The organism is Burkholderia sp. 4NA327C6, from assembly GCF_005502655.1.
In the GTDB taxonomy this organism is placed as follows: Bacteria; Pseudomonadota; Gammaproteobacteria; order Burkholderiales; family Burkholderiaceae; genus Burkholderia; species Burkholderia contaminans.
Genome location: NZ_SCNZ01000016.1, coordinates 44226 through 68431 on the forward strand (window position 1 = coordinate 44226; position 24206 = coordinate 68431).

General features: G+C 68.8%; 22 protein-coding genes. 17 read left to right on the plus strand and 5 right to left on the minus strand.

The window, feature by feature from the left end:
• Window positions 1-125 precede the first annotated feature (125 nt).
• From FFS49_RS17920 to FFS49_RS17935, 4 genes are all read left to right on the plus strand, one after another.
• Entirely contained in the window at window positions 126-425 is a 300-nt protein-coding gene (locus FFS49_RS17920; protein WP_105816553.1) for a YXWGXW repeat-containing protein, read from the plus strand.
• 337 nt (window positions 426-762) lie between these two features.
• Window positions 763-1431, plus strand: coding sequence for an RNA polymerase sigma factor (locus FFS49_RS17925; RefSeq protein ID WP_224756022.1), 669 nt, complete (start codon window positions 763-765; stop codon window positions 1429-1431).
• Window positions 1428-1844 (plus strand): hypothetical protein, encoded by a 417-nt coding sequence (locus FFS49_RS17930; RefSeq protein ID WP_071332479.1) that lies wholly within the window; start codon window positions 1428-1430, stop codon window positions 1842-1844. The genes FFS49_RS17925 and FFS49_RS17930 overlap by 4 nt, the downstream gene beginning before the upstream one ends.
• Window positions 1841-2344: a periplasmic heavy metal sensor gene (locus FFS49_RS17935; protein WP_105816551.1), complete on the plus strand. Its 504-nt coding sequence runs from the start codon at window positions 1841-1843 to the stop codon at window positions 2342-2344. The genes FFS49_RS17930 and FFS49_RS17935 overlap by 4 nt, the downstream gene beginning before the upstream one ends.
• 48 nt (window positions 2345-2392) lie before the next feature.
• Here FFS49_RS17935 and FFS49_RS17940 read toward each other — a convergent pair whose 3' ends face one another.
• Window positions 2393-5359, minus strand: coding sequence for a M48 family metallopeptidase (locus FFS49_RS17940; RefSeq protein ID WP_105816550.1), 2967 nt, complete (start codon window positions 5357-5359; stop codon window positions 2393-2395).
• A gap of 304 nt (window positions 5360-5663) precedes the next feature.
• Here FFS49_RS17940 and FFS49_RS17945 point away from each other — a divergent pair, with 304 nt between their 5' ends.
• The 4 genes from FFS49_RS17945 (at window position 5664) to FFS49_RS17960 (ending at window position 9441) form a co-directional block, all read left to right on the plus strand.
• The gene (locus FFS49_RS17945) at window positions 5664-6458 is read left to right on the plus strand and encodes a hypothetical protein (RefSeq protein ID WP_137909840.1); all 795 of its coding nucleotides are present in this window, start codon (window positions 5664-5666) and stop codon (window positions 6456-6458) included.
• Window positions 6459-6605: 147 nt separating this feature from the next.
• Entirely contained in the window at window positions 6606-8000 is a 1395-nt protein-coding gene (locus FFS49_RS17950) for a DUF1800 domain-containing protein (protein WP_105816549.1), read from the plus strand.
• Window positions 7997-9160, plus strand: coding sequence for a DUF1501 domain-containing protein (locus FFS49_RS17955; protein ID WP_171026778.1), 1164 nt, complete (start codon window positions 7997-7999; stop codon window positions 9158-9160). Before FFS49_RS17950 ends, FFS49_RS17955 begins: the two co-directional genes overlap by 4 nt.
• Window positions 9161-9222: 62 nt before the next feature.
• Complete coding sequence (locus FFS49_RS17960) at window positions 9223-9441, plus strand: YXWGXW repeat-containing protein (RefSeq protein ID WP_105816603.1); 219 nt, start codon at window positions 9223-9225, stop codon at window positions 9439-9441.
• A gap of 34 nt (window positions 9442-9475) precedes the next feature.
• On the opposite strand, the gene FFS49_RS17965 is transcribed toward FFS49_RS17960, so the two are convergent.
• The gene (locus FFS49_RS17965) at window positions 9476-10669 is read right to left on the minus strand and encodes a tyrosine-type recombinase/integrase (RefSeq protein WP_105816548.1); all 1194 of its coding nucleotides are present in this window, start codon (window positions 10667-10669) and stop codon (window positions 9476-9478) included.
• A gap of 298 nt (window positions 10670-10967) precedes the next feature.
• On the opposite strand from FFS49_RS17965, the gene FFS49_RS17970 reads away from it, so the two are divergent.
• Window positions 10968-11348: a DUF4377 domain-containing protein gene (locus FFS49_RS17970; protein ID WP_039350912.1), complete on the plus strand. Its 381-nt coding sequence runs from the start codon at window positions 10968-10970 to the stop codon at window positions 11346-11348.
• Between the two features lie 9 nt (window positions 11349-11357).
• On the opposite strand, the gene FFS49_RS17975 is transcribed toward FFS49_RS17970, so the two are convergent.
• The gene (locus tag FFS49_RS17975; RefSeq protein WP_105816547.1) at window positions 11358-12746 is read right to left on the minus strand and encodes a DHA2 family efflux MFS transporter permease subunit; all 1389 of its coding nucleotides are present in this window, start codon (window positions 12744-12746) and stop codon (window positions 11358-11360) included.
• A gap of 158 nt (window positions 12747-12904) precedes the next feature.
• Here FFS49_RS17975 and FFS49_RS17980 point away from each other — a divergent pair, with 158 nt between their 5' ends.
• Window positions 12905-13765 (plus strand): LysR family transcriptional regulator, encoded by an 861-nt coding sequence (locus FFS49_RS17980; RefSeq protein ID WP_039350907.1) that lies wholly within the window; start codon window positions 12905-12907, stop codon window positions 13763-13765.
• A gap of 51 nt (window positions 13766-13816) precedes the next feature.
• Here FFS49_RS17980 and FFS49_RS17985 read toward each other — a convergent pair whose 3' ends face one another.
• A complete protein-coding gene (locus FFS49_RS17985; protein ID WP_105816546.1) occupies window positions 13817-14167 on the minus strand; it encodes a VOC family protein in 351 nt (116 codons plus the stop codon).
• A gap of 258 nt (window positions 14168-14425) precedes the next feature.
• Here FFS49_RS17985 and FFS49_RS17990 point away from each other — a divergent pair, with 258 nt between their 5' ends.
• From FFS49_RS17990 to FFS49_RS18025, 7 genes are all read left to right on the plus strand, one after another.
• Complete coding sequence (locus FFS49_RS17990; RefSeq protein ID WP_105816545.1) at window positions 14426-15565, plus strand: LLM class flavin-dependent oxidoreductase; 1140 nt, start codon at window positions 14426-14428, stop codon at window positions 15563-15565.
• 168 nt (window positions 15566-15733) lie between these two features.
• Window positions 15734-16927 carry an acyl-CoA dehydrogenase family protein gene (locus FFS49_RS18000; protein WP_105816544.1) on the plus strand — a complete coding sequence of 398 codons (1194 nt, stop codon included), beginning with the start codon at window positions 15734-15736 and terminating at the stop codon, window positions 16925-16927.
• Between the two features lie 10 nt (window positions 16928-16937).
• Window positions 16938-18695, plus strand: coding sequence for an FAD-dependent oxidoreductase (locus FFS49_RS18005; protein ID WP_105816543.1), 1758 nt, complete (start codon window positions 16938-16940; stop codon window positions 18693-18695).
• Complete coding sequence (locus tag FFS49_RS18010) at window positions 18695-19213, plus strand: flavin reductase family protein (protein WP_105816542.1); 519 nt, start codon at window positions 18695-18697, stop codon at window positions 19211-19213. Before FFS49_RS18005 ends, FFS49_RS18010 begins: the two co-directional genes overlap by 1 nt.
• A gap of 15 nt (window positions 19214-19228) precedes the next feature.
• Window positions 19229-20296 carry a ferredoxin--NADP reductase gene (locus FFS49_RS18015; RefSeq protein WP_105816541.1) on the plus strand — a complete coding sequence of 356 codons (1068 nt, stop codon included), beginning with the start codon at window positions 19229-19231 and terminating at the stop codon, window positions 20294-20296.
• 45 nt (window positions 20297-20341) lie between these two features.
• Window positions 20342-21922 carry a FadD3 family acyl-CoA ligase gene (locus tag FFS49_RS18020; protein WP_105816540.1) on the plus strand — a complete coding sequence of 527 codons (1581 nt, stop codon included), beginning with the start codon at window positions 20342-20344 and terminating at the stop codon, window positions 21920-21922.
• Window positions 21923-21960: 38 nt separating this feature from the next.
• Window positions 21961-22734: an SDR family oxidoreductase gene (locus FFS49_RS18025; protein ID WP_105816539.1), complete on the plus strand. Its 774-nt coding sequence runs from the start codon at window positions 21961-21963 to the stop codon at window positions 22732-22734.
• A gap of 76 nt (window positions 22735-22810) precedes the next feature.
• Here FFS49_RS18025 and FFS49_RS18030 read toward each other — a convergent pair whose 3' ends face one another.
• Complete coding sequence (locus tag FFS49_RS18030; RefSeq protein WP_105816538.1) at window positions 22811-24046, minus strand: acyltransferase; 1236 nt, start codon at window positions 24044-24046, stop codon at window positions 22811-22813.
• Between the last annotated feature and the right edge of the window lie 160 nt (window positions 24047-24206).

Below are 24206 nucleotides of genomic sequence, written 5' to 3' on the forward strand. Positions count from 1 at the left end.
AGCGCCGACGCGCGTCAGGTTCGGCCGAAATTTATTTGCGGACACCGCGACGGATTCCATTCGCCCGCGCCGTTTAACGCATGAACGGCCGCTTCCGGTCGATACCCGCTACTTCGGAGTCTTACATGAAGCTTTCCCATCCATTGCGATTCGCCGTGGCATGCGTGGCCGCACTGGCTGCGTCCGCGGCCTTCGCGCAGGCCGTGATCGTCGCGCCTTACGCGCCGCCGCCGCCGCGCGTCGAAGTGCTGCCGGCGCCGCGCGCGGGCTACGTGTGGGATCAGGGCCACTGGCACTGGCGGCAAGGTCGCTACGTGTGGATTCCGGGCCACTGGCAGATGGTGCGCGTCGGCTACCACTGGGTGCCGGGCCATTGGGCCGCGCGCGGGCCGGCCTGGCGCTGGGTGCCCGGTCACTGGGCGTGACGCTTACGCCGCCGCACGGCACGCGGTGCCGGCGCGGCAGCTACTTCGTGCAACATCATGAGTCGAAGCCATGCCTTTTCGAACCATCGTGATCCTGGCGGCCGCAGCCATCGTGCTGGCCGGCTGCGTCGTGGTGCCGGCGCGTCCGGTCTATTACCGGCCCGCGCCGGTCGTCGTATATTGAGCACGCCGGCCGCCGCTCGCGCAAACGGGCGGCCGGCACCCGATCGACCCGATCGCCATGCAGCCTGAAACGGATGCCGATGAAACGGACCTTGCCGAGGCCGTGCGCGGTGCGTGCGGCGATCCCCGACCGCCAGTGTGGCGGGGCCGGTTAATGGTACAGCGCATGCAAGGAGAGCACGACGATGAGCATCAGTCTGCAGGCGGGCGTATCAACGATCGCGCCGCGGCACAGACGCGCGATGCGCTGGAGCGCCCCGCGTTGAGCGACGGCGATCCGGACGCGGCCTTGGTCGCACGGGTCGGCGCGCGCGACGCGTCGGCCGTGCGCATGCTCGTCGCGCGCAAGCTGCCGCGACTGCTCGCGCTCGCGACGCGCATGCTCGGCGACCGCACGGAAGCCGAGGACGTCGCACAGGAGACGTTCTTGCGGATCTGGAAACAGGCGCCGGGCTGGCGCGAAGGCGAGGCACGGTTCGACACGTGGCTGCATCGCGTCGTGCTGAATCTGTGCTACGACCGCTTGCGCGGCCGCCGCGAGGAACCGGTCGACGTGCTGCCCGACGTGCCCGATCCGCAACCGGAGCCGGCCACCCGTGCGGAGACCCGCTCGCGCGACGCGCGCGTGCGGCAGGCGCTCGCGGCGTTGCCGGTGCGGCAGCGCGAAGCGCTCGTGCTCCAGTACTATCAGGAAATGTCGAACGTGGAGGCGGCCAACCTGATGGGCATTACCGTCGACGCGCTGGAAAGCCTGCTCGCGCGTGCGCGGCGAAACTTGCGCACGCAACTGGCCGGCGACTCACCTAGCGAGGACATCCGATGACACCCGAACGATTTCGTACCATCGTCGCCGCGTACGGCTCGGATGCGCGGCGCTGGCCGGACGGCGAGCGCGCGGCCGCCGAGGCATGGGCGCGTGCGCATCCGGGCGATGCATTGGCGGCGCTGGACGATGCAGCCGAACTCGACGCGTGGCTCGCAAACGATACGGTCGCACCGCCCGCGCCGGCGCTCGTCGAGCGCATCGTCGCGACGGCGCCCGCCCCGCGGCGCGCGCGGCGGCGCGGCGCCGTGTGGTGGTCGGGCGCGGCGTTCGCGGGCGTGGGCCTGGCCGGTGCGCTCGCGGGCGCGGTGGCCGTGTCGATGCTGATGCTCGGCAGCGTGCCGCCTGCGCATGAGCCCGGCTATCTGACTACGACGTTCGGTGGGCCGAGCGTGGACTGGAGTGATGAATGAGTGAGCGTGGCTGGAAATTCGTCCTCGTCGGTTCGGTCGTGCTGAACGTATTCATGCTCGGCGCGATCGGCGGCGGTGCGTATCAGTGGTTTTCGACGCATCGCGACCTGCGGGCGGCGGGCGCACCGGCGTCGCGCACCGCATTGCGTTTCGCCGCGGACGAATTGCCTGACGCGCGCCAGCAGGAATTCGTTGCGGCGCTGAAGGCGGCGCGCAAGGACGGCCGCGATTTCGCGCGGGAAGGGCGCGACGACCGGATCACCGTGCTGGACCTGCTGGCCGCGCCGCAACTCGATCGCACGGCGATCGACGCGGCGCTCGACCGGACGCGCGCGGCCGATACGGCGCTGCGTGCGCAGGTCGAGCGCCGCGTCGTCGATTTCGCGGCGACGCTGACGCCGGACGAGCGCGCGAAGTTCGTCGACGGGTTGCGGCGTAGCGGGAACTGGCGGCTGCCGGCGAAGTGGCAGAAGAAGCAGGGCGACGCGGCGAGTCAGTAATCGTCGTCGCGAATCGGCATTGCGGCGGGTGTCACCGAATGCGCGGCCCTACTTGCCGACGCCGTTATCGTGGCGGCTCTCCGTTGCCGCCTGGCCGATTCGCACCGCGGACGCGCCGTCGGGAACATGCGTGAGTCGTGCCGCCAGCGCCCGATCGAAGCCGGGTGTCGTTCTGGCGAGATCCAGCCAATTGCGCAGATAAGGAGAGTCCGGCGCATCGAATCGCACGTGCGACAGCACCATCGCCGCCGCCGCGTTGCCGCCGGCGGCGCGCACCAGGGTCTCGGGTGCGACGACATTGCCTGCGTCCAGCACGGTGCGCGTCGTGCCGCCGTCCTTCGTGCGAATGCTGGCCGGCGGTCGGGAAAAGACGTACTCGGCCGAAGCGGGCTGCCATCGCAGCGGCGCGAGCCAGTGCGGCGGCGGTGCGGCTGCGCTGCCGTAGGCGGCCGTCCACAGGCGCAGCGGCGCGGCGGCGGCGACGGTGTAGACGAACCGCGCATGCAGAAAACCGAGCGGGGCATCGAACGATTCGATCGGCTCGCCATCGGAAGTCGTGCTGACGATACGGATATCGCGGCCGCCGTGAACGGTCACGTCGGCTGACGCACCCGGTTGCAGTTCGACGCGCCGTCCGTCGATTGTCGCGGACACGGTGCGGGCGAGGCCGTTGTACACCGAGACGGTGACGCGGCCTTGCATCCAGCCGAACACGAGCACGGATCCCACGATTCCGAGTGCCACGGCCGCGCGGGCAATACCGGGAAGCACGCCGCTGGCCGTGCCGAAGCGCTCGCGAAAGGTCGGCTGGTCGACGTGCAGCACGCGCTCGGTGCCGGCGACGAGCGTGTCGTACGCGGTCGGAACGGATGGCGCCGGCGGTGGCGCTTCCGTCGCCGGTGCGCCGGAACCCGCATAGGCGGCGGCGACGATCGCTTCGGCGCGCAGGAGTTCGTCGAGCGTCGCGCGGCGCAACGCGGAAAGTTGTCCGGCCGCATGCTGGACCCAACCGCCGACAGCACGCAGCCAGTCGTCTATGTTGCTTCGCACCGGCTCGCGGAGCGCGAAATGCCCCAGCGCGTCGGGCCAGGCGTCGATGCCGAGCGCGGCCAGCACGGGCGCGCTCGGGCGTACATCCTCCGCGTGGTGGAAGACTTGCGCCAATGCACGCTGCAACTGCTCGGCCGCACGGACGATATGGCCGATGCCGTGCTCGGTGATTGTTCCGCCAGCCGTGGCCCGCTGCCGCCGCAGCGACAGATGCGCGTAAGCGTCGCGCACGTTCGCTTCGGCATGCTCCGCATAGTGAAGCAAGCGCAGCAAGCCTTCGAGATATGCGCGCCATGCTGGCGACAGGGTGGCGGCGGCGGCCAGGTGGGCGCTGCGTACCGCCTTCAGCACCGCGTGGAGGCGGCCGCGGGCGGCGGAACGCTCGGCATCGACCGCGTCGATCGCGCCGGGCAACTCGGCGCGGCGAAGTACCCGGCCGCGGTGGCGGATGACCCCGTCGATCGCTTGATAGCGCCCGTCGCGCAGCGAGCAAAGCAGTGCATGCTCGCGATCGAGCTTGCGCAGCCGCTCGAGGTCGTGGCCGATGGTGGCAGGGTACAGCGTGTCGGTATCGAGCGGACCGGCGCGGGTGACGGGCTCCGTCAATGACTGCGCGGATCGCGCGTGCCGGGTGGCCGGGAAACCCATGTAGATGCCGCGATATTGCGGCCCAAGATGTTCCTGCGCGAAATGTTCGTCCATTTGCCGCAGCGACACGTCGGCGTCCACCGGCGCGTGTCCGGTGTCGCCGGTCAGCGCGGCCGTCATGTGCTCGCGCAGGCTGTGCGCGTCGTCGAACAGCACCCACGCGCTACGCTCGTCCACGGGGGCGGCCAGATACGTGCGTTTCGCGTTTTCCTCCCGTTCGTGATTCTGCGGGTGCGTGGCCCACATGCGCGGCGGCTGCGCGATTTCCCGGTCGAACACGCGGAACGCATCGGCTGCGTCCGCCGGCACCTGCGGGCGCCGGCCGTAAGCCGGATCGTTGTAGATGCGACCGAGGCGATCGGCAAAAGCCTGCTGCACGACGAATGCGTCGCGCGGCGGCCGGCCGTTGGCGACTTCGCTGCGCAGCAGGCCCAGTGTGCGGTCCCATGCGTCGTCTGCAATCTGCAACCGGTGCAACGCATGCACGATGGCATCGCTGCCGGTCAACGACACGGCGACCAGGTCGGCTTGCATTTCCATTTCACGCGACAGCGCCCGTTGCGCGACGACAACCAGGCGGAACGCCATGTCGATGATCGAACGCAATGCCCAGACGGCGAGGCCGAGCAGCCAGCCGATCCACGAGATGCGCACGTCCAGGTTCGACAGACGGTGCAGGACGCGGTCGAGCAGGTCGCGCTGCGCGACGATATGGACGGCGATCTGCTGCGCCGTGTAGACCCATCGGCCCAGCGCCATCGACCGCTGTGCGAAATGGCCGAACTCGTGCGCGCACACCGCCTTGAATTCGGTGAGATTGAGCATGTTGACGAGTGCGAGCCCGATCTCCAGATGCTTGAGCGAAGGCCGAACCAGGTTCAGCAGCGACAGGTCGTAGAACACGGCCGCATTGACCCGCGCACTGACGAACACCTTGTTCGGGCGCGGCGCGCCGGCGTCTTCGGCGATACGTTCGAGGAACGCGAACAGCCGCGGCTGCTGCGCGCGCGTCAATTCAACGCGGTCCGTACTCACGTCCTTCCGGACGAAAAAGAGCGCCTTGGCCAGGAATATCGCCAGGAACAGGCTGCCGCCGCACGCGAGCCATTCGGGCAACCCGGCCGACCCGCCATCCAGCGCGAGCCGCAATGCACCGGTGATTGCCGAGAACGCGAACCACGCGGTCAGCGCGAGATACAGCAGGATGAACAGCGCGAGGCTCGCAACCGCCAGCCATACGTTGCGGCGATACGCGATGCTCGCACGCGCGAGTCCGGCCGGCACTTCGCGCGGCCCGGCAGGGTAAATGGTGACCATCGTGTTGTCGACCCATTAGCGTAAGCAGCGCGTCTGTCGCGCGATCAGGACATCGGAGTGTGACAGCCGATCGATCGTGCCGGCGTATCGTTTCCTGGCGTCGCGATGCCATCGAAGGTGAAATGAAAACCGGATGAAAGCATTCGCGTCGCGTTGCGTTTTCGAACCGCCCCGACCGGCAAAAACGCCACCCGCGGGAAAAAATATTCAGGCAGAATAAACCGCCGTGTCGTTTCGGACTGGAAAACAAATAATCAATGAATTGAACATGCCGGGGCATATCCCCGGAATTCGGGGGAATGCCATGTTCGTCTTCTGGGGGCGGAAGTTAGTCTATCGCAAGCAGGGCTATGTAGCGGACTTCTGTCCGATTTGCAGAGCCCCGCGTACATTCGAATTGCAGCGGGTCGGCTCTGCCGGTCATGTCTACAACATCTCGGTTGGCGAAGGGCGGCTGGTCGGATATCAGCGAACTTGCCAGACTTGCCGAACACCGGTCAAGAGCGAGCTGTCCACCTATGCAAGCGTGTCGCCGAAGCCCGCGCCGCTGCCGGAGCTGACCGCGCGAACCTTTCCCGATCTGGAATCGGCATGGAGAGACCGGCTCGTCCTCGAGGAGCGGGTTCGCACCGCGCTCCCGTCTCTGCAGCCCGACGAGCGACAGGCTTTGATTCGCGATCCGTTCGTGGTGCTATCGACGAAGGCCGAGCGTTATTTCGCATCGAGCCGTATCAATTGGCGCGACATACTTGCGATCTTCGTCGCGTTCGCCGTCGCGATCGTAGGGTCCGTGACGGTGGGAATGGTCGCACCGGACGCGACGAACTACGGCATCTATTTCTTCATCGCGCTTGGCATATTGATCGTCGTCAGGCAAATCAAGGCGACGGGGCGTCGTTACATGGTCAAGCAGATTGTCCCGCCCCTCGCGTCTGCGCTCGCACCATTGCAACCGACCCGGGAGGAAATCGATTCGGCGTTTCGCGAACTGGGTCTTTCGCAGCCGCGGATGGCGCGCAAGTTGCCGATCGAGGCGTTGCTGTCGAGCCTGTCCGGCAAGCATGCCGCGGGGCTCGGCGATGCGGGTACTGCACGCTGAGGTAACCGTACGCGCCTGACGGCGATTGAAAGCAAGCAGCAAGTCATCTCGTTCTTCGGCCGCGAAGCACAAATATTTCGCAGTCCCGCGACGGATTTCCCGGCGCTCCCGCGTTGAACGTGGGTACGCACCGCGAGAGAACCCGTCATGGACCATCCGAACGACATCACGCCGGCCGCGATCGCGCTGAACCGATTCGGTCTCGGCGCGCGGGCCGACGAAGCGCCGCCAGCGGACCCGAAGGCGGCGCTCGTCGCGCAATTCGACCGTTACGACGCGCGGCCGGCCGCATGGACCGGCGAGCCGGACGCGGTCGCGCTCGCGACGCGCTTCGCGAACGCGCGCAATGCGATGACGGCCAACGATCCGGCAACGAAGCGCGCGACCGAGCAGTCGATCCGGCGCGACGGCAACGACGCGTATCGCAGCGCCGTCGTCGCGCGGATGAACAGTGCGCTGAATACACCCGCACCGTTCGTCGAACGTCTCGTGCATTTCTGGGCGAACCATTTCGCGGTGTCGGTCGACAAGGGGCCGGTGGCGGCCTATGCGGGCGCGTTCGAACGCGACGCGATCCGCCCGCACGTGCTCGGCCGTTTCGAGGACATGCTGGTCGCCGTCGAACAGCATCCCGCGATGCAGCTTTTCCTCGACCAGGCACGCTCGGTCGGCCCCGACAGCCCGGCCGCGCTGCGTGCCGAAGCCCGCAATCCGTCGGCCAAACGCGGGCTCAACGAGAATCTCGCGCGAGAAATCATGGAACTGCACACGCTCGGCGTACGCACGGGATACACGCAGGCCGACGTGACGGAATTCGCGCGTGCGCTGACCGGCTGGAGCATCGCCGGCGGGCGCGGGCCGCAGCCCGGCGATGCGGTGCCCGGTGCATTCGTGTTTCGCCCGAACCTGCACGAACCGGGCACGCGCACGGTGATGGGCCGCACCTACGATCAACCGGGCGAAGCGCAGGCACGCGCGATCCTGCACGACCTCGCGCATTCGGAGGCAACCGGCCGGCATGTCGCGTTCCAGCTGGCCCGCCATTTCGTCGCCGACAATCCGCCACCTGCGCTGACCGACCGGCTGGCCCGCGCGTTCGATTCGAGCGGCGGCGATCTGCCGACCGTCTACCGGGCGCTCGTCGAAGCGCCTGACGCGTGGTCGCCGGTCAACCGCAAGTTCAAGACGCCGTGGGAGTGGGCCGTGTCGTCGCTGCGCGGGCTCGGCTGGCGCGACGCGGGCGACCTGAAGGTCGCGCCGCTGCTCGCGCAGCTCGGCCAGCCGGTGTGGCGGCCCGGCTCGCCGGCCGGTTACGACGACATTGCCGCGAGCTGGGCCGCGCCCGACGCGCTCGTGCGTCGTGTCGAGCTCGCGCAGCGCCTGGCCGCGCGCACGGGCGACCGGCTCGACCCGCGCGCGCTCGGCAACACGCTGCTCGCCGGTTCGTTGAGCGCGCCGACGGCGACCGCGCTGTCGCGCGCCGAAAGCGCGACCACGTCGCTCGCGCTGTTGCTCGTCTCACCCGATTTCCAACGGAGATGACCATGGCACTGTCCCGCCGACAATTCCTGAGCGTGGCCGCCGCCGGCGCAGGCGCGATCCTCGTCGCACCGCGGATCGTGTTCGCGAACGTCGAGACCGATCGGCGCTTCGTGTTCGTGATCCAGCGCGGCGCCGCCGACGGCCTGAATATCGTCGTTCCGTATGCCGAGCCCGCGTATGCGTCGCTGCGCGGCCCGCTCGCGATCGACACGGCAGCCGCGACGCGGCTCGACGGCACGTTCGCGCTGCATCCGTCGCTCGTGCAGACCGCGCAGTTGTACCGCGACGGGCAGGCGCTGTTCGTTCATGCGATTGCGTCGCCGTATCGCGACCGCTCGCATTTCGACGGGCAGAACGTGCTCGAGACGGGCGGCCGCGCGCCGTACCAGGTGAAGGACGGCTGGCTGAACCGGCTCGCCGCGCTGCTGCCGGCCACGCGTGAAAGCGCGATTGCGTTCGCGCCGACCGTGCCGCTCGCGTTGCGCGGCACCGTGCAGGCCGCGTCGTACGCGCCGTCCGGTTTGCCGGCCGCGCCGGACGACCTGCTCGCACGCGTGTCGGCGCTCTACGAGGCCGATGCGCAGCTCGGCCCGTTGTGGCAGTCGGCGATGGACGCGCGCGGCCTCGCCGGCGATGCGCATGCGAGGCAGGATCCGGCGGGCGTCGGCAAGCTCGCCGCGACGTTCCTCGCGCGCGACGACGGCCCGCGCATCGCGATGATCGAGACGGGCGGCTGGGACACGCACAGCGCACAGAACGCACGGCTCGCGAATCAGCTCAAAGCGCTCGACACGATGCTCGCCGCGTTGCGCGATGGCCTCGGGCCCGCGTGGCAGCAAACCACGGTGCTGGTCGCAACCGAGTTCGGCCGCACGGCGGCCGCGAACGGCACGGGCGGCACCGATCACGGGCAAGCATCCGTCGCGATGCTCACGGGCGGCGCGGTCGCGGGCGGCCGCGTGATCGCCGACTGGCCCGGTTTGCGGCCGGGCGACCTGTACGAAGGGCGCGACCTGAAACCGACCGCGTCGCTCGACGCGCTGATTTCGGGCGCCGCCGCCGAGAGCCTGCGGCTCGATCCGCGCCGTACCGCGTCCGCGCTGTTTGCGCAAAGCGGTGCGACGCGGCCGATGAGCGGGCTGATTCGCGGAGCCGCGTGACGCGCGGCGTTGCCGCTTCGGCAATGAATCCATCCACTACACAAAAGGGAGAATGCAAGATGATGAAGATCCGATCCGTTTCGCTCGCCATGCTGGTGACGGCCAGTGCGGCGCTGATGTCCGCATGCGTGGTCGAACCCGTGCGGCCGCCGCAGCCGGCGCCCGTCGTCGAGGTGCCACCGCCGATGCCTGCGCCGGGCTATCGCTGGGCGAGGGGGCACTACCGGTGGGCCGGCAATCACTGGGCATGGGTGCCCGGGCACTGGGTGGCGGTGTACTGATCGAGTGTGACGCGCCGGACGGGGCGGATGCCACCTACCAGCCGATCCGATGCTTCTCCTCCGTCTCGCGATGCCGCCAGTCGTCGTCCGCGTGCAGGTACTGGCTGGTCGTCGTGAGCGACACGTGGCCGAGGTTGTCGCGCACGAGCCGCAGGTCGACGCGGCCATCGGCCATGTGCGAGCCCGCGCTGTGGCGCAGCCAGTGCGCGGACGCCTGTTCGAGCACGCGCGCCTGCTGCTCGCCGGCTTCGCCGTTCGCACGCAGCCGGTCGGCCGCGTGCCGGAACACCTGCTTCACGATCCGGTGCAGCGCGGCGCGCGTGAGCGGCTTGCGTGCGTGGCCGACCGGCAGCACGAGCGGCGTGGCCTCGCCGTCGGACGGCAACGCGGGCAGGCCGTGCGCACGCCGGTAGCGCGACAGCTCGGCCATCATCTCGTCGGTGGCCGGCACGAGCCGCTGCCGGCCGCCTTTGCCCGTCACGTCGAGCCACCAGCGGTCGCGCCCGTCTGCATCGCGCCGGCAGAAGAACTGGCCCATCGTCGTGTCGGCCGCTTCGGTGATGCGCAGCCCGCCGAGATACAGCAGCGTGAACAGCCAGCGTGCACGATCCGCATGGAAGCCCGCCCGCGCGTCGTCGCGCGGCATCGCGGCGATCGCATCCTTGACCGACTGCCACAGCGGCTGCCCAAGATGGCGCGTGACGCGCGGCGCGGGCCGGCGCTGCCGCTGACGCGACAACGCGAGCGGATTGCCTGCAAGGTAGCCGGCCTGCACGAGCCACGAGAACATCACGTTCAGGATCACCAGCGCCTGCCGTTGGCTGGCCGCCGACAGCGGCCCGTAGAACGGCCGCCAGCGCGGATCGTCGCGCGGATGCTTGCGCCCGCCGTTCGCACACCACAGCTCGGCCGGCGCGGGTGCGAGCAGGAACTGGCGGTAGACGACCAGATCTTCGTGCGTGAGCGACGACAGGGGCTTGCCGCACGCGATCACGGCCCACAGCAGCAGGCGTTCGGCTTCCTTGCGGTAGTTCTGGAATGTGGTCGGCGTATCGACGAAGCGGGCAAGCCACGCGCGCACCGCGTCCAGGTCGTTGGTCGCGGCAATCTGCGGATGCGCGCTGCTCGCGCGGTTGGTGCCCGAGCGTCCGTCGAGCGCGGCCGGCACGGTCAGCGCATCGATCGGCAGCGGGCGCAACGCGGTGTCGGACGGAACGGGTGAGGTCATGTGAAGCGAGGTGCGCTGCGCGGATCGTACGCACGTGAAAGGGCGGACGAGCACAACGCGATCAGGCATGTCGGGAAGCGCCGATGGTACACGATCGGCACGCGGTGAATCCGCCGTCGACAGCGATCGCTTGACCCATGACGAAGCGCGCGCCGGGAGAGCACATCCGCGTCACCGATTCCGCGATGCCGCGCGGTTCGCCGGGGATGAAGGGGGCATGATGGCCGTAAGGTGTTTGTGAACTTTCTTGCCGTGAGGGCCTCTAATCGGCCCTCCAACGCTTCCAGAGGAACACCCGATGATTCGCCCATCCAGAACGCTGCTCGGCGCGGCCGTCATTGCCGGCAGCACGCTCCTCGCCGGATGCCAGACCGACGCCGTCGCCACGTCGGCGAACGCGGTGCGCCCGGCCGACAGCAAGCCGGTGACCAGGACCGTGTATGTCGCGCCGCAATCCGCGCGCTGCACGGGCGTCGCGCCGATGGAGTGCCTGCAGGTGCGCAACGCCCCGAACGAGCCGTGGAGCCTGTGGTACGCCGGCATCGAAGGCTTCGCGTACCAGCCCGGCTACCTGTACACACTCGAAATCGACGAGTACCGCGTCGCGCAGCCGCCGGCCGACGGTTCGTCGATCCGCTGGGTGCTCAAGCGTGTCGTCGAGCGCCGCCCGGCGAACTGACGGCCGCGCTCACGCGGACGGGCGCGCGGCCGCACTCGCCGGCGGCGCGGCCGTATCGATCCGCCGGAACACGACGGACGACAGCAGCGTCACCACGCCCATGCACGTGAACGACAGCATGAACCCGTGCGCCATGGAGCCCCAATAGGCGGCAAACAGGTTGACGAGGCCGCCGCCGATCGACACCCCGAGCCCCATCGCCAGCATCTGCATCATCGTGAACAGGCTGTTGCCGCTGCCGGCGTCGGCATGCGACAGCCCCTTCAACGTCACGCCGTTCATCGCCGCGAACTGCATCGAGTTCGCCGTGCCGAACACGATCAGCAGCGCGCTTTCCAGTAGCGGCGCGGGCCGCATCGACACCAGCGCGAATCCCGCGATCGCGCACCCGACGATCCCCGTGTTCACGACCAGGAACGCCGCATAGCCGAAGCGCTTCACGAGCGGCGCGATCCAGCGTTTCGCGATGACGCCCGCGATCGCGGCCGGCAGCATCATCATCCCCGACTGCAGCGGCGTATAGCCGAGCTGCACCTGCATCAGCAGCGGCAGCATGAACGGCACCGAGCTCGTGCCGATCCGGCACAGCAGGTTGCCGAGCAGGCCCGAGCCGAAGTTCGGCTCGCGGAACAGCCCGAGCCGGAACAGCGGCTGCGCGCGGCGCCGTGCATGCGGCAGGTAAGCAAGCGCGCTCGCCAGCCCGAGCACGGCGAGCCCGGCTGCCCATGCGGCGCGATGCGTGGGCACCGGCGGGTCGATCGCGAGCGACAGCGCGATCATCGCGAGCGACAGCAGCGCACAGCCGACGAAGTCGAACGGCGGCGGCTGGTGCGCCTGGTCGTGCGGCAGGTAGCGCTGCACGGCGACGAAGCCGACCACGCCGACCGGCACGTTGACGATGAACACCCAGTGCCACGAAATCGCCTGCGTGAGCCAGCCGCCGAGCGTCGGCCCGACGATCGGGCCGAGCTGGCCGGCGGTCGACACGAACGCGATCGCCGCGACGTACTGTTCGCCCGGCACGCGGCGCAGCACGGCGAGCCGGCCGATCGGCAGCAGCATCGAGCCGCCGATGCCCTGCAGCGCGCGCGCGGCGACGAGCTGGCCGAGCGTATGCGACGCCGCGCAGCCGATCGACGCCAGCACGAATACGAGGATCGCGAGCGAAAATACGCGGCGCGTGCCGAACCGGTCTGCAAGCCAGCCGGACGCCGGCGTGAGCATCGCCATCGTCAGCGTATAGACGACCACGACGGGCTGCATCGCGAGCGGCGACGCATGCAGGCTTTGCGCGATCGAAGGCAGGGCGGTATTGACGATCGTCGTGTCGAGCGACTGCATGAAGAATGCAGCGGCGACGATCCAGAGCAGCGCGGAGTGTGTGGGTTCCCGGGACATGGCGAAATCGGTGGTGCAAAGGCCGGCGCGGGTGGCGCCTTCACGCGGTTGCGCGGCGCCTGCCGGTCTCCAAGCGCACGATGGTACCGATTCCGATGGTCATCGGGAAGCTGCCTTAAGTCGTTGACTGTCATCGGCATTGCCGATGACAATGCGCCATGCTCAATCCCGTCTGGCTCAACACGTTCGCGACCGTCACGAACTGCCGCAGCTTCACCGAAGCAGGGCGGCAGCTCGGGCTCAACCAGTCGAGCGTCAGCGAACACATCCGTCGTCTCGAGGAGAGCGTCGGCCGGCGGCTGTTCGTGCGCGACACGCATTCGATCGCGATGACGGCCGACGGCGAGGCGCTGCTCGTGCATGCGAACGTGATCCTGCAGGCGCTGAACCGCGCGGAATCGCAGTTCCGCAAGCCGAGGCTCAAGGGGCGGGTGCGCCTCGGCGCGCCGGACGACCTCGCGCTCGTCGCGTTGCCGGACGTGCTCGCCGGGTTTCGCGCCGCGCACCCGGACGTCGCGCTGGAGATCACCACCGGCATGACGAGCCGGCTCTACGAAGGGCTGGACGCGGGCGCGCTCGACCTGATGATCGGCAAGCGGCGGCTCGGCGAACGTCGCGGCACGCCGCTCTTGCGCACGCGGCTCGAATGGGTCGCGCGGCCTGGCACCGTCGTCGATCCGGAGCGGCCGCTGCCGCTCGTGCTGGTCGCCGAGCCGAGCGTGACGCGCGCGATCGTCCTGAACGCGCTCGCGGAGAAGGGGATCGGCTGGGAAGTCGTGTGTTCGAGCAGCAGCCAGCCGGGCTGCATCGCGGCCGCCCGCGCGGGGCTCGGCCTGACCGCGACGTCGCACTATCTGTCGACGCGCGGGCTCGCGCCGCTGGTCAACGGCGACGCGCTGCCCGTGCTGCCCGACATCGAGTTCATCGCGCTGGCCGCGAAGCGGCTCAGCCAGCCGGCCCGCACGCTGCTCGAATTGCTCGAAGCGAGCGATCTGAGCACGCCGGGCGCGGACGCGTAACGGGCCTGCCACACGCGCGGCACCCGCATCGGGCGCCCGCGCCGCGTACCGTCATGCGGCCCGTTTCTGCGAAATCACGAGCAGCGCGCCGTTCTTGTCCTCCAGCACCGCGCGGTATTCGTGCGGCCCGGCCTGCACGGGCACGCGCACCGATGCGCCGGCCTTGACCACTCGCGCCATCGCCGCATACAGGTCGTCGTCCTCGTCCACGCGCAGCGTGAGCGCCGCACGCTCGACGATCTGCTCGTCGCCCGCCACCAGCGCGATCGTCAGCGGGCCGCCGTCGAGCGCGCAATAACGGTCGCCGTCGCGAAACTGCACGTTCAGGCCCAGCCCGTCGACGAACAGCGGCAGCGCCGTGTCGATGTCGTCGACCGGATACAGCAGCATCGATACCTTCATTCCCGCTCTCCCTTGTCGTTGGTCGGTGCGCGCCACGCGCCCGCCGTTCGATGCTAGCGCGCCGTCCGCGCGCTCACGCAGTCCGATCGGATGACGGTGAAACCCCTCTGTCCCCGCAGGCGCGCCGGTACTCCGAACAGACGATGCCCGCGCCCGTGCGCGCGCCGACACTCCCATTCGTGGACCGTCGCGCTTCGTCCGTATCGTGCGGGCGGGCTGCACGACCCGACTCGTCCAACAACCATGGAGACGCACGCAATGAAGTTTTCCCTCATCTACGAAGCCCAGACCACCGACGCATCGCGCGAGGGCGACCACCGGGTATTCAAGGAGACGGTCGAACAGGCGCTGCTCGCCGAGCAGGTCGGCTTCGACACGATCTGGTGCGTCGAGCACACGTCGCTGACCAACTATGCGCACATGAGCGCGCCGGAAACCTTCCTTGCGTACCTGGCCGGCCGCACGACGCGCATCGGCCTCGGCCACGGCGTCGTGTGCCTGCCGCCGGCGATGAACCACCCGATCAAGGTCGCGGAGCGCGTCGCGCTGCTCGACATCCTGTCCGGCGGCCGCGTGCACTTCGGCGTCGGCAAGGGCGGCAGCCAGCAGGAAGCCGGTGCGTTCGGCTACGACCTCAACGAACTGCAGCCGATGATCGACGAATCGATGTACCTCGTGCCGAAGATGTTCGTGCAGGACGAGATCGAGCACGACGGCAAGTACATCAAGATTCCGAAGCGTCCGATCCACCCGAAGCCGTTCCAGGATCCGCATCCGCCGATGTACCTCGCGTGTACCAACACCGACGCGCTGCTGCGCGCCGGCCAGCGCGGGATGGGCGCGCTGGTGCTCGGTTTCGGCGGCCCCGACGAAGTCGCGAAGAAGAACGCCGTGTACCGCGAAGCGTGGGCGAGCCGCAAGCCGGAAGACCAGGTCGGCTTCCGCCCGACCCAGCACCTTGCCGCGCTGTGCCCGACGGTCGTGATGGCCGACGGCCAGGCCGCCCGCAAGATCGGCATCCGCGGCCAGCGCTACTTCATGGAGTCGCTCGCGTACTGGTACACGGGCGGCGAGCGTCCGGACCCGGCGAAGTGGGGCGACGACCTCGTGCAGGCCGACACCGGCGAGATGGTGATCCGCTCGCGCTTCGCGTCGGAGGAAGTCGTCGTGAACTTCGCCGACCCGGCGCTCGCGATGATGAACCCGAACCATGCGTACGGCACGGTGGACGACTGCATCGGCTATGTCGGCCGCCTGCAGGAAGCCGGCGTCGACGAAGTGCTGTTCCTGTGCCAGATGGGCACGGTGCCGCACGACGCGCAGATGGAGACGATCCGCAACATCGGCGAGCACGTGATCCCGTTCTTCAACAAGGAGAAGGAGCGCGCCTGCGCGTGATGTTCGAGGCCGCGCCCGTCGTCCCGTCTGGTCGGACGATGCGGCGCGGTCGCGCGAAGCCGACCATCAGTGGTGGCGAGCATCGCCCGCGGCCAGGCCGCGCCGAACAACTTTGAACGAGAGCGGGGCAGGCGCCGCGGCGCGGCCCCCGTTCCACAGGAGACATTCGTGCATCGCGACAACGATTCGAACGCACTGGCCGCCACGCTGATCGCCCGGGCCGAGGCACTGGCGCCGACGCTGGCCGGCCGCGCCGCGCAGGCGGACGCGCAGGGCCGCATCCCGGCCGAGACGATCGCCGACATGCAGGCCGCCGGCTTCTTCAAGGTGCTGCAGCCAAAGCGCTACGGCGGCTACGAGCTCGATCCGCAGGCCTTCTTCGACATCCAGATGGCGCTCGCGCGCGGCTGCATGTCGACCGCGTGGGTGTACGGCGTCGTCGGCGTGCACAACTGGCAGCTCGCGCTGTTCGACGAACGCGCGCAGCAGGACGTATGGGGCAACGACCCGGCGACGCTGATCGCGTCGACCTACATGCCGGTGGGCCGCGTGACGCCGGTCGACGGCGGCTTCCGCCTGTCGGGCCACTGGAAGTTCTCGAGCGGCAGCGAACTGTGCGAGTGGGTGTTCCTCGGCGCGCTGGTGCCGGCAGCCGTTGCCGGCCAGCCGCCCGAATACCGCACCTTCCTGCTGCCGAAATCCGACTACCGGATCCAGCAGGACTGGGACGTGCTCGGCCTGCGCGCGACGGGCAGCCACGACATCGTCGTCGACGACGTGTTCGTGTCCGCGTACCGCACGCACAAGGCGATCGACGGGATGATGGGCACGAGCCCGGGCCTCGCCGTGAACGATGCGCCGCTGTTCAGGCTGCCGTTCGCGCAGATCTTCGTGCGCGCGGTGTGCACGTCGTGCATCGGCGCGCTGCAGGGCGCGCTCGACGATTTCACCGGCTATGCGGCCACGCGCGTGTCGGCCAACAGCGGCGCGAAGACGACCGACGATCCGGGCGCGCAGAACGCGTGCGCGAACACGGCCGTCGCGATCGACGAGATGCAGGTGCTCCTCAAGCGCAATTTCGCGGAACTGATGGCGTCCGTCACCGGCGGCCCGGCCGTGTCGATCGAGCGTCGCGTGCATTTCCGCTACCAGTCCGCACAGGTCGCCGAGCGCTGCGCGCAGGCCGCGAACGCGCTGCTGCGCTACGCGGGCGGCAACGGCATCTATCACCGCAATCCGCTGGTGCGCCGCTTCCTCGACCTGCATGCGGCCCGCGCGCACTACGCGAACAACGTCGACCGTTTCGGCCAGAACCTCGGCGCCGTGATGCTGGGCCGCGAGAACACCGACTTCTTCATCTGACGAGGCCGAGATGAACGACCCGCAAGCACAGCAATACGTGTTCGACGTGGTGGTCGTCGGTTCGGGCGCGGGCGCGCTGCTTGCCGCGTGCCGCGCGGCCGACCGCGGCCTGTCCGTCGTCGTGATCGAGAAGACGGCGCTGTACGGCGGCACGTCGGCCGTGTCGGGCGGCGGCATCTGGGTGCCGTGCAACCACCACATCGCCGAGCTGGGCGCGACCGATTCGCGCGAGGCCGCGCGCGGCTATATCGAAGCGTGCGTGGCCGGCGAATCGACGCCCGAGAAGATCGACGCGTATCTCGACCGCGCGCCGGAGATGCTGCGCTACCTGGAATCGAAGACGCCGGTGCGTTACCAGTCGCTGCCGAAATACGCGGACTATTTCCAGAAGGTGCCGGGCGCGATGCCGGGCTACCGCGCGCTCGATCCGATGCCGTTCGACGGCGGGCTGCTGGGCGACGAATTCGACCGGCTGCGGCCGGCGTCGCCCGGTACGCTGATCGGCGGGCGCGTGGCCGTGACGTCGAAGGAGGCGCATACGCTGTTCTCGCGCGGGCCGGGCTTCATGAAGCTCGCGATCGCGCAGTTCGGCCGTTACTGGCTCGATATCGGGATGCGCCGCCGCACGCGGCGCGACCGGCGCCTGACGCTCGGCAACGCGCTGATCGGCGGGCTGCGCCGTGCGCTGCTCGATCGCAACGTACCCGTGTGGCTCGACACGCCGATGCGCGACCTGCTCGACGTCGACGGCCGCGTGACCGGCGTGCGCGCGCAGCGCTTCGGGCAGCCGGTGACGATTGCCGCGCGCCGCGGCGTGATCCTCGGCGCGGGCGGCTTCGAGCGCAACCAGCCGATGCGCGAGCGCTACCTGCCGCAGCCGACGCAGGCGCAGTGGAGCGCGACGCCGCCGGCCAACACCGGCGACGCGATCGCCGAAGGCCATCGGCTCGGCGGCGCGCTGGCGCTGATGGCGCACGTGTGGGGCGCGCCGACGGTCGGTGTCGCGGGCGAGGAGAAGCAGCGCGCGCTGTTCGTCGAACGCAACCTGCCGGGCTGCGTGATCGTGAACCGCCTCGGCAAGCGCTTCGTCAACGAAGCCGCGCCGTACTCCGAATTCGTGCCGGCGATGTATCGCGACCACGCTCGCACCGGCGCGAACGTGCCCGCGTGGATGGTGTTCGACGCGCGGTTTCGCCGCAAGTATCCGTGCGGGCCGATCATGCCGGCGTCGATGATGCCCGATTCACGGATTCCGGCCGCGTTCCGCGACGTGATCGTGAAGGCCGACACGATCGACGCGCTGGCTGCGCGCATCGGCGTCGACGCCGCCGGCCTGCACGACACGCTGCGCGACATGGCGCGCTATGCGGTCACGGGGATCGACGAAGCGTTCGGCAAGGGCGACAACCTGTTCGACACGTACTACGGCGATCCGCGGAACAAGCCGAACCCGTGCCTCGGGCCGGTCGACCAGGCGCCGTTCTACGCGGTGCGGATCGACGCGGGCGACATCGGCACGAAGGGCGGGCTCGTCACCGACGTGCACGCCCGCGTGCTGCGCGCCGACGGCGAGCCGATCGACGGCCTCTATGCGATCGGCAACACCAGCGCATCGATGATGGGCGCGAGCTACCCCGGCGCCGGCTCGACGCTCGGTCCGGCGATGACCTTCGGGTATCTCGCCGCCGACCACCTGGCTGCTCGCGCAGCCGACGCCGGCGGCCGGCCCGCCCGGCCATCCACGACTGAACTTGACGGAGTCCAATGATGAGCGATCTCACCTCCCATCCGCTGCGCACCGACATGCTGCTCGCGATGCGCCGCCTCGCGCGCTCCGTCACGGTCATCAGCAGTGCGCACGACGGCCGGCGCTACTCGATGTCCGCGACGGCGGTCGATTCGCTGTCGACCGATCCGCCTTCGCTGCTGATCTGCATCAACCGCAGCGCGTCGCTGTATCCGCCGCTCGACGCGGGCGCCGGGTTCTGCGTGAACGTGTTGTCGGCGGCCCACGAAGGCATCGCGATCGATTGCAGCGGCCGCCTGAAGGGCGAGGCGCGCTTCACGACCGGCGACTGGCATACGTCGGCGCTCGGCGTGCCGTACCTCCGTGACGCGCAGGCGAGCCTCGTGTGCGAACAGGACGGACGTTTCGAATACGGCACGCATACGGTGTTCATCGGGCGCATCCGCGAGGTGCTGATGAGCGGCGACGTCGATCCGCTCGTCTATCTCGACGGCGCCTACACGACGCCCGGCGCGCCGGTGGCCCGTGCGGCCGCGTGACGTGAGGAGCCGGCCATGAGCGATTCGCGCTTCCATCGGCTGACCGTGGCCGACGTGATTGCCGAAAGCGACGACGCGTGCTCGTTCGTGTTCGACGTGCCGGCCGCTTTGCGCGACGCATTCGCGTACCGGCCCGGCCAGTTCCTGACGCTGAACGTGCCGTGCGCGGATGCGCCCGTCGCGCGCTGTTACTCGCTGTCGAGCGCGCCCGGCATCGACGCCGCGCCGAAGATCACCGTCAAGCGCGTGCGCGACGGCCGCGCGTCGAACTGGCTGTGCGACCGCGTGAAGGCCGGCGACGCGCTCGACGTGCTGCCGCCGGCCGGCGTGTTCACGCCGCGCACGCTCGATGGCGACCTGCTGCTGTTCGCGGGCGGCAGCGGCGTCACGCCGGTGCTGTCGATCCTGAAATCGGCGCTCGTGCACGGACGCGGGATGGTGACGCTGATCTACGCGAACCGCGACGAGCGCTCGGTGATTTTCCGCGCCGAGCTGCAGCAGCTCGCGCAGCGCCATCCGGGCCGTGTGCGCGTGATCCACTGGCTCGACAGCGTGCAGGGCATCCCGCAGCAGCGCCATCTCGAGGAACTCGCTCAGCCGTTCAGCCAGCAGGAGACGTTCATCTGCGGGCCCGCGCTGTTCATGGAGAACGCGCTGGCCGCGATGCTCGGCCTCGGGCTGCCGCGCTCGCGGGTACATGTCGAGCGTTTTGCATCGCTGCCCGATGCACCGGCACCGGCACCGGGGGCGGCGTCGGCGGATGCGACGGCGTCAAGCGTTGCAGCGGCGGCCTCGGCATCCGGCGATGGCGCGGCGATCGAGACGGTGCTCGACGGCGACGCGTTCGCGTTCGACAGCGCCCCCGGCGAAACGCTGCTCGACGCGATGCTGCGCGCGGGCGTGCCGGCGCCGAATTCCTGCCGGATGGGGCAGTGCGGCGCGTGCATGTGCCGGATCGAGCGTGGCGAAGTCGCGCTCGACAGCAACCACGTGCTCGACGACGACGAGATCGCGGCCGGCTGGACGCTCGCCTGTTGCGCGCGGCCCGCGAGCGACGCGCTGCGCGTGGTGTTTCCCGACTGAGCCGTCGCGCGCCGGCGGCGCGCACGACCACCCTGATCTGAGACGATGGACAACGAAATCCTGACCACGCCCGCGCTGATCGCCCGGGCAGCCGCGCGCCACGGCGCGCATCCGGCGATCGAGTCGGAGCATGGCCGGCTGACCTACGCGGAACTCGACGCGGCGCGCGTCGCCGCGGCCCGCGCGCTGCTCGCGAGCGGTATCGAGACAGGCGACCGCGTCGCGGTGTGGGCGCCGAACCTGCCGCAATGGATCGTCGCGGCGCTGGCGATCCACACCGTCGGCGCGATCCTCGTGCCGGTCAATACGCGGATGAAGGGGATGGAGGTGGGCGGCATCCTGCACGACGGCGGCGCACGGCTGCTGTTCTGCTGTGGCACCTTCCTCGGCGAATCCTATCCGGCGATGCTCGCGCCGCACCGGCCCGCGACGCTCGAGCGCGTTGTCGTGTTCGACGGCGAGCCGCCGGCCGGTGCGCGCGACGAGACCTGGGACGCGTTCCTCGCGCGCGGCGCCGAGGTGCCGCTGGCCGCGGTGCGCGAACGCGAGGCGCAGGTCACGCCCGACACCGTGATGGACCTGATGTTCACGTCCGGCACGACCGGCCGCCCGAAAGGCGTGATGACCGCGCACGGCCAGAACCTGCGCGCCGCGCAGGCGTGGGCGGCGATCGCCGGCGTGCGTGCCGACGACCGCTACCTGATCGTCAATCCGTTCTTCCACACGTTCGGCTACAAGGCCGGCTGGCTCGCTGCGCTGTCGAGCGGCGCGACCGTGCTGCCGCATCTCGTGTTCCAGCCGGCCGACGTGCTGCGGCGCGTCGCCGACGATCGCGTCTCGGTGCTGCCCGGCCCGCCGACGCTGTACTACGCGCTGCTCGACGCGCCCGATCGCGCGACGCGCGACCTGTCGTCGCTGCGGATCGCGGTGACGGGCGCGGCGGCGATCGCGCCGAGCCTGATCGAGCGGATGCGCATGGAACTCGGCTTCGAGACGGTGCTGACCGGCTACGGGCTGACCGAATCGTGCGGCTTCGCGACGCTGTGCCGCCAGGGCGACGATGCGCAAACCGTTGCCCATACGTCGGGGCGCCCGATGCCGGATGTCGAATTGCGCATTGCGGGCCAGGGCGGCGCGCCGCTCGGGCCGGACGAGACCGGCGAGATCTGGGTGCGCGGCTACAACGTGATGCGCGGCTACTTCAACCAGCCGGACGCGACGCGTGAGACCGTCGATGCGGAGGGTTGGCTGCATACGGGCGATCTCGGCTGCGTCGATGCGAACGGCAACCTGAAGATCACCGATCGCATCAAGGACATGTTCATCGTCGGCGGCTTCAACTGCTACCCGGCCGAGATCGAGCGGCTGCTCGCCGCGCATCCGGCGATCGCGCAGGTTGCGCTGGTCGGCGTGCCCGATACGCGGCTCGGCGAAGTCGGGCACGCGTATGTCGTGCTGCGGCCGGGCGCGCATGCCGACGCCGACGAACTGAACGACTGGGCCCGCCGCAACATGGCGAACTACAAGGTGCCGCGGTATTTCACGTTCGTCGAGCAACTGCCGACGAGCGCGGCCGGCAAGGTGCTGAAGTACCGCCTGCGGGCGGGGACCGAAGCGGCGGCCTGAGCGTGGGCGCCGCCGCGATAAACGAACGGGATGAGCGCATGAACGACAACGGGTTTGCACAGGGCGCGGTGCTGGTGTTCGGCGGCAGCGGCGGGATCGGGCAGGGTGTCGCGCTCGAGTTTGCGCGTGCCGGCGTGCCGGTCGCGTTGGGCTATCGGAGCAAGGCCGACGTGGCCGAGCGCGTGGCGCGCGACATTCGCGGCGAAGGCGTCGCGGCCACCACGCACTGCGTGGACGTGACCGATCCCGAACAGGTCGATGCCGCGCTCGCGGCGGCGATCGACGCGCATGGCCGCGTGCATACGGTCGTCTGGGCGGCCGGGCCGTTCGTGAACCAGCGTCATATCGGCGACATGACGCACGACGACTGGCGCCGCGCGATCGACGTCGAGACGGTCGGCTTCTTCGTGGCGGCGAAGGCTGCGTTGCCGCACTTCCGTGCGTCGGGCGGCGGATCGTTCGTGACGCTCGGGTCAGCCGGGCACCTGCGCTGGCCGGATCGCGACGGGCTGTCGGTCGCGCCGAAGGCGGCGAACGAGGCGCTGGTGAAAGGGCTGGCGCGCGAGGAGGGGCGTTACGACATTCGCGCGAATTCGATCCTGGTCGGTGTGATCGAGGCCGGGATGTTTCCGGTGCTGCTCGAACAGAGGCAGTTCGACCAGGCGTGGATCGACGAGACGCAGAAGATGCTCGCGCTCAAGCGCTGGGGGAAGGCGCACGATGTCGGACGGGCGGCGGTGTTTCTGGCGTCGGACCGGGCCAATTACATTACCGGGCAGCAGTTGAATGTGTCGGGTGGGTATGGGTTGTAGCACGGCCGACCGAACGCGAAGGGCTGGCCGCTCGTTGCAAGCGGCCTTTGCATTTCCGATTCGCCTGATGGCCCTGCTACCGATGCTCGATGTGTTGCACGTTCGCAAGCACTTTCGGAGAACGCTTTTCCGGGGCTTCCGGCCGGACTGAGGGAACGCTCACAGCATTGCATCCGCTTCGCTCGTCGCTGTTTCCCATGACCTTGTCGCGAAGCCGGATGTAGGGCTGCTCGACGAACATGTATGTCAGATGCGCGAATGCGAAATAGAAGCAGGCCAGGATGACATACAGGATGAGCGTCGTGCGATGGCTTTCGATTGACCATCCGTATTTTGCAAACATGCCGAGCACCAGCGTCAGCATGCAGATGTGTCCCAGGTAGAGGGAGTACGAAATCCGACTGGTCCAGTCGATGAAGCGATCGAGCAGACGACTGCCCGACGTGCGAATGGTCATCGCTGCGGGAAGCAACGCGGCGATGACGACGGACAGCATCGGGTATGCCATCGTGCGGACGATGGCATTGGTGACGAGATAAGGCGCACCGCACGCGAAATAGAGCGTCAGGACGACAAATATCGGCAACGCAAATTTCCAGAGCGATGCAAGACGCGCAAACTGTTTCGGTCGTTCGATGCGGATATACGCGACGATTACCCCAATGAACAGGGAATCCAGTCGGCACAATACGATGGATCGAACATGGCGATCGACATCCGATAGCGACTGCGCGTGCCAGCCAAAAACGATCCTTGCGACAAGCGGGCCCACGATGAACACGGCACACGTTGCGAGCATCGCACGTCCGTTTGATTTCAGCGTGCTTGCGGCGGCGAGAAATACGAACGGGAGCAACAGGTAGAACCATTCTTCGACGGCCAGGCTCCACGAGTGCTCGAAGAATGGTCCTGTCGGCCAGGCCAGATTCTGGAGAAAGAGGAAGAACGGCCACGCGACATCGAGGGATGCCGGGCCGTGGTAGTCGAAGCGTAGATAGACGAGCAGGAAGAAGACATAGAGCGGGAGGGTGCGTGCCCAGCGGCGTTTCCAGAAGTCAAGAACATCGCCCAGGGCCTTGAGCTTGCCCGCTTTCCGGGACCGGATCAGCACGCTGCCGATCAGGAACCCGCTCAGAACGTAAAAGATCTCTACGCCGATCGTCCCCTGTGCCCAGAAGTACCATCTCAGCCACGCAGGCGGCGCCCCATGCACCACGGTATGGCTGGCGAGAACGAGGAGAACTGCGAGCGCGCGCAGTATATCCAGTCCGAATACGCGCTGACTATTGGGGGGCGGAGCAGACTTCGTCATCGATAACGTGGGTGGGGTTGGACGCCGAAGTGTAAATCAATCTGGCTGGCAGAAGCGCTTGGTTCCCGGGAGTAGCTGCGACGTCATGGCGACGCGGGTTCGCTTCCGGATCGAACGCGTCGCTGCATCCGGAAAACGTTGCCGGATCTGCACGACAAGC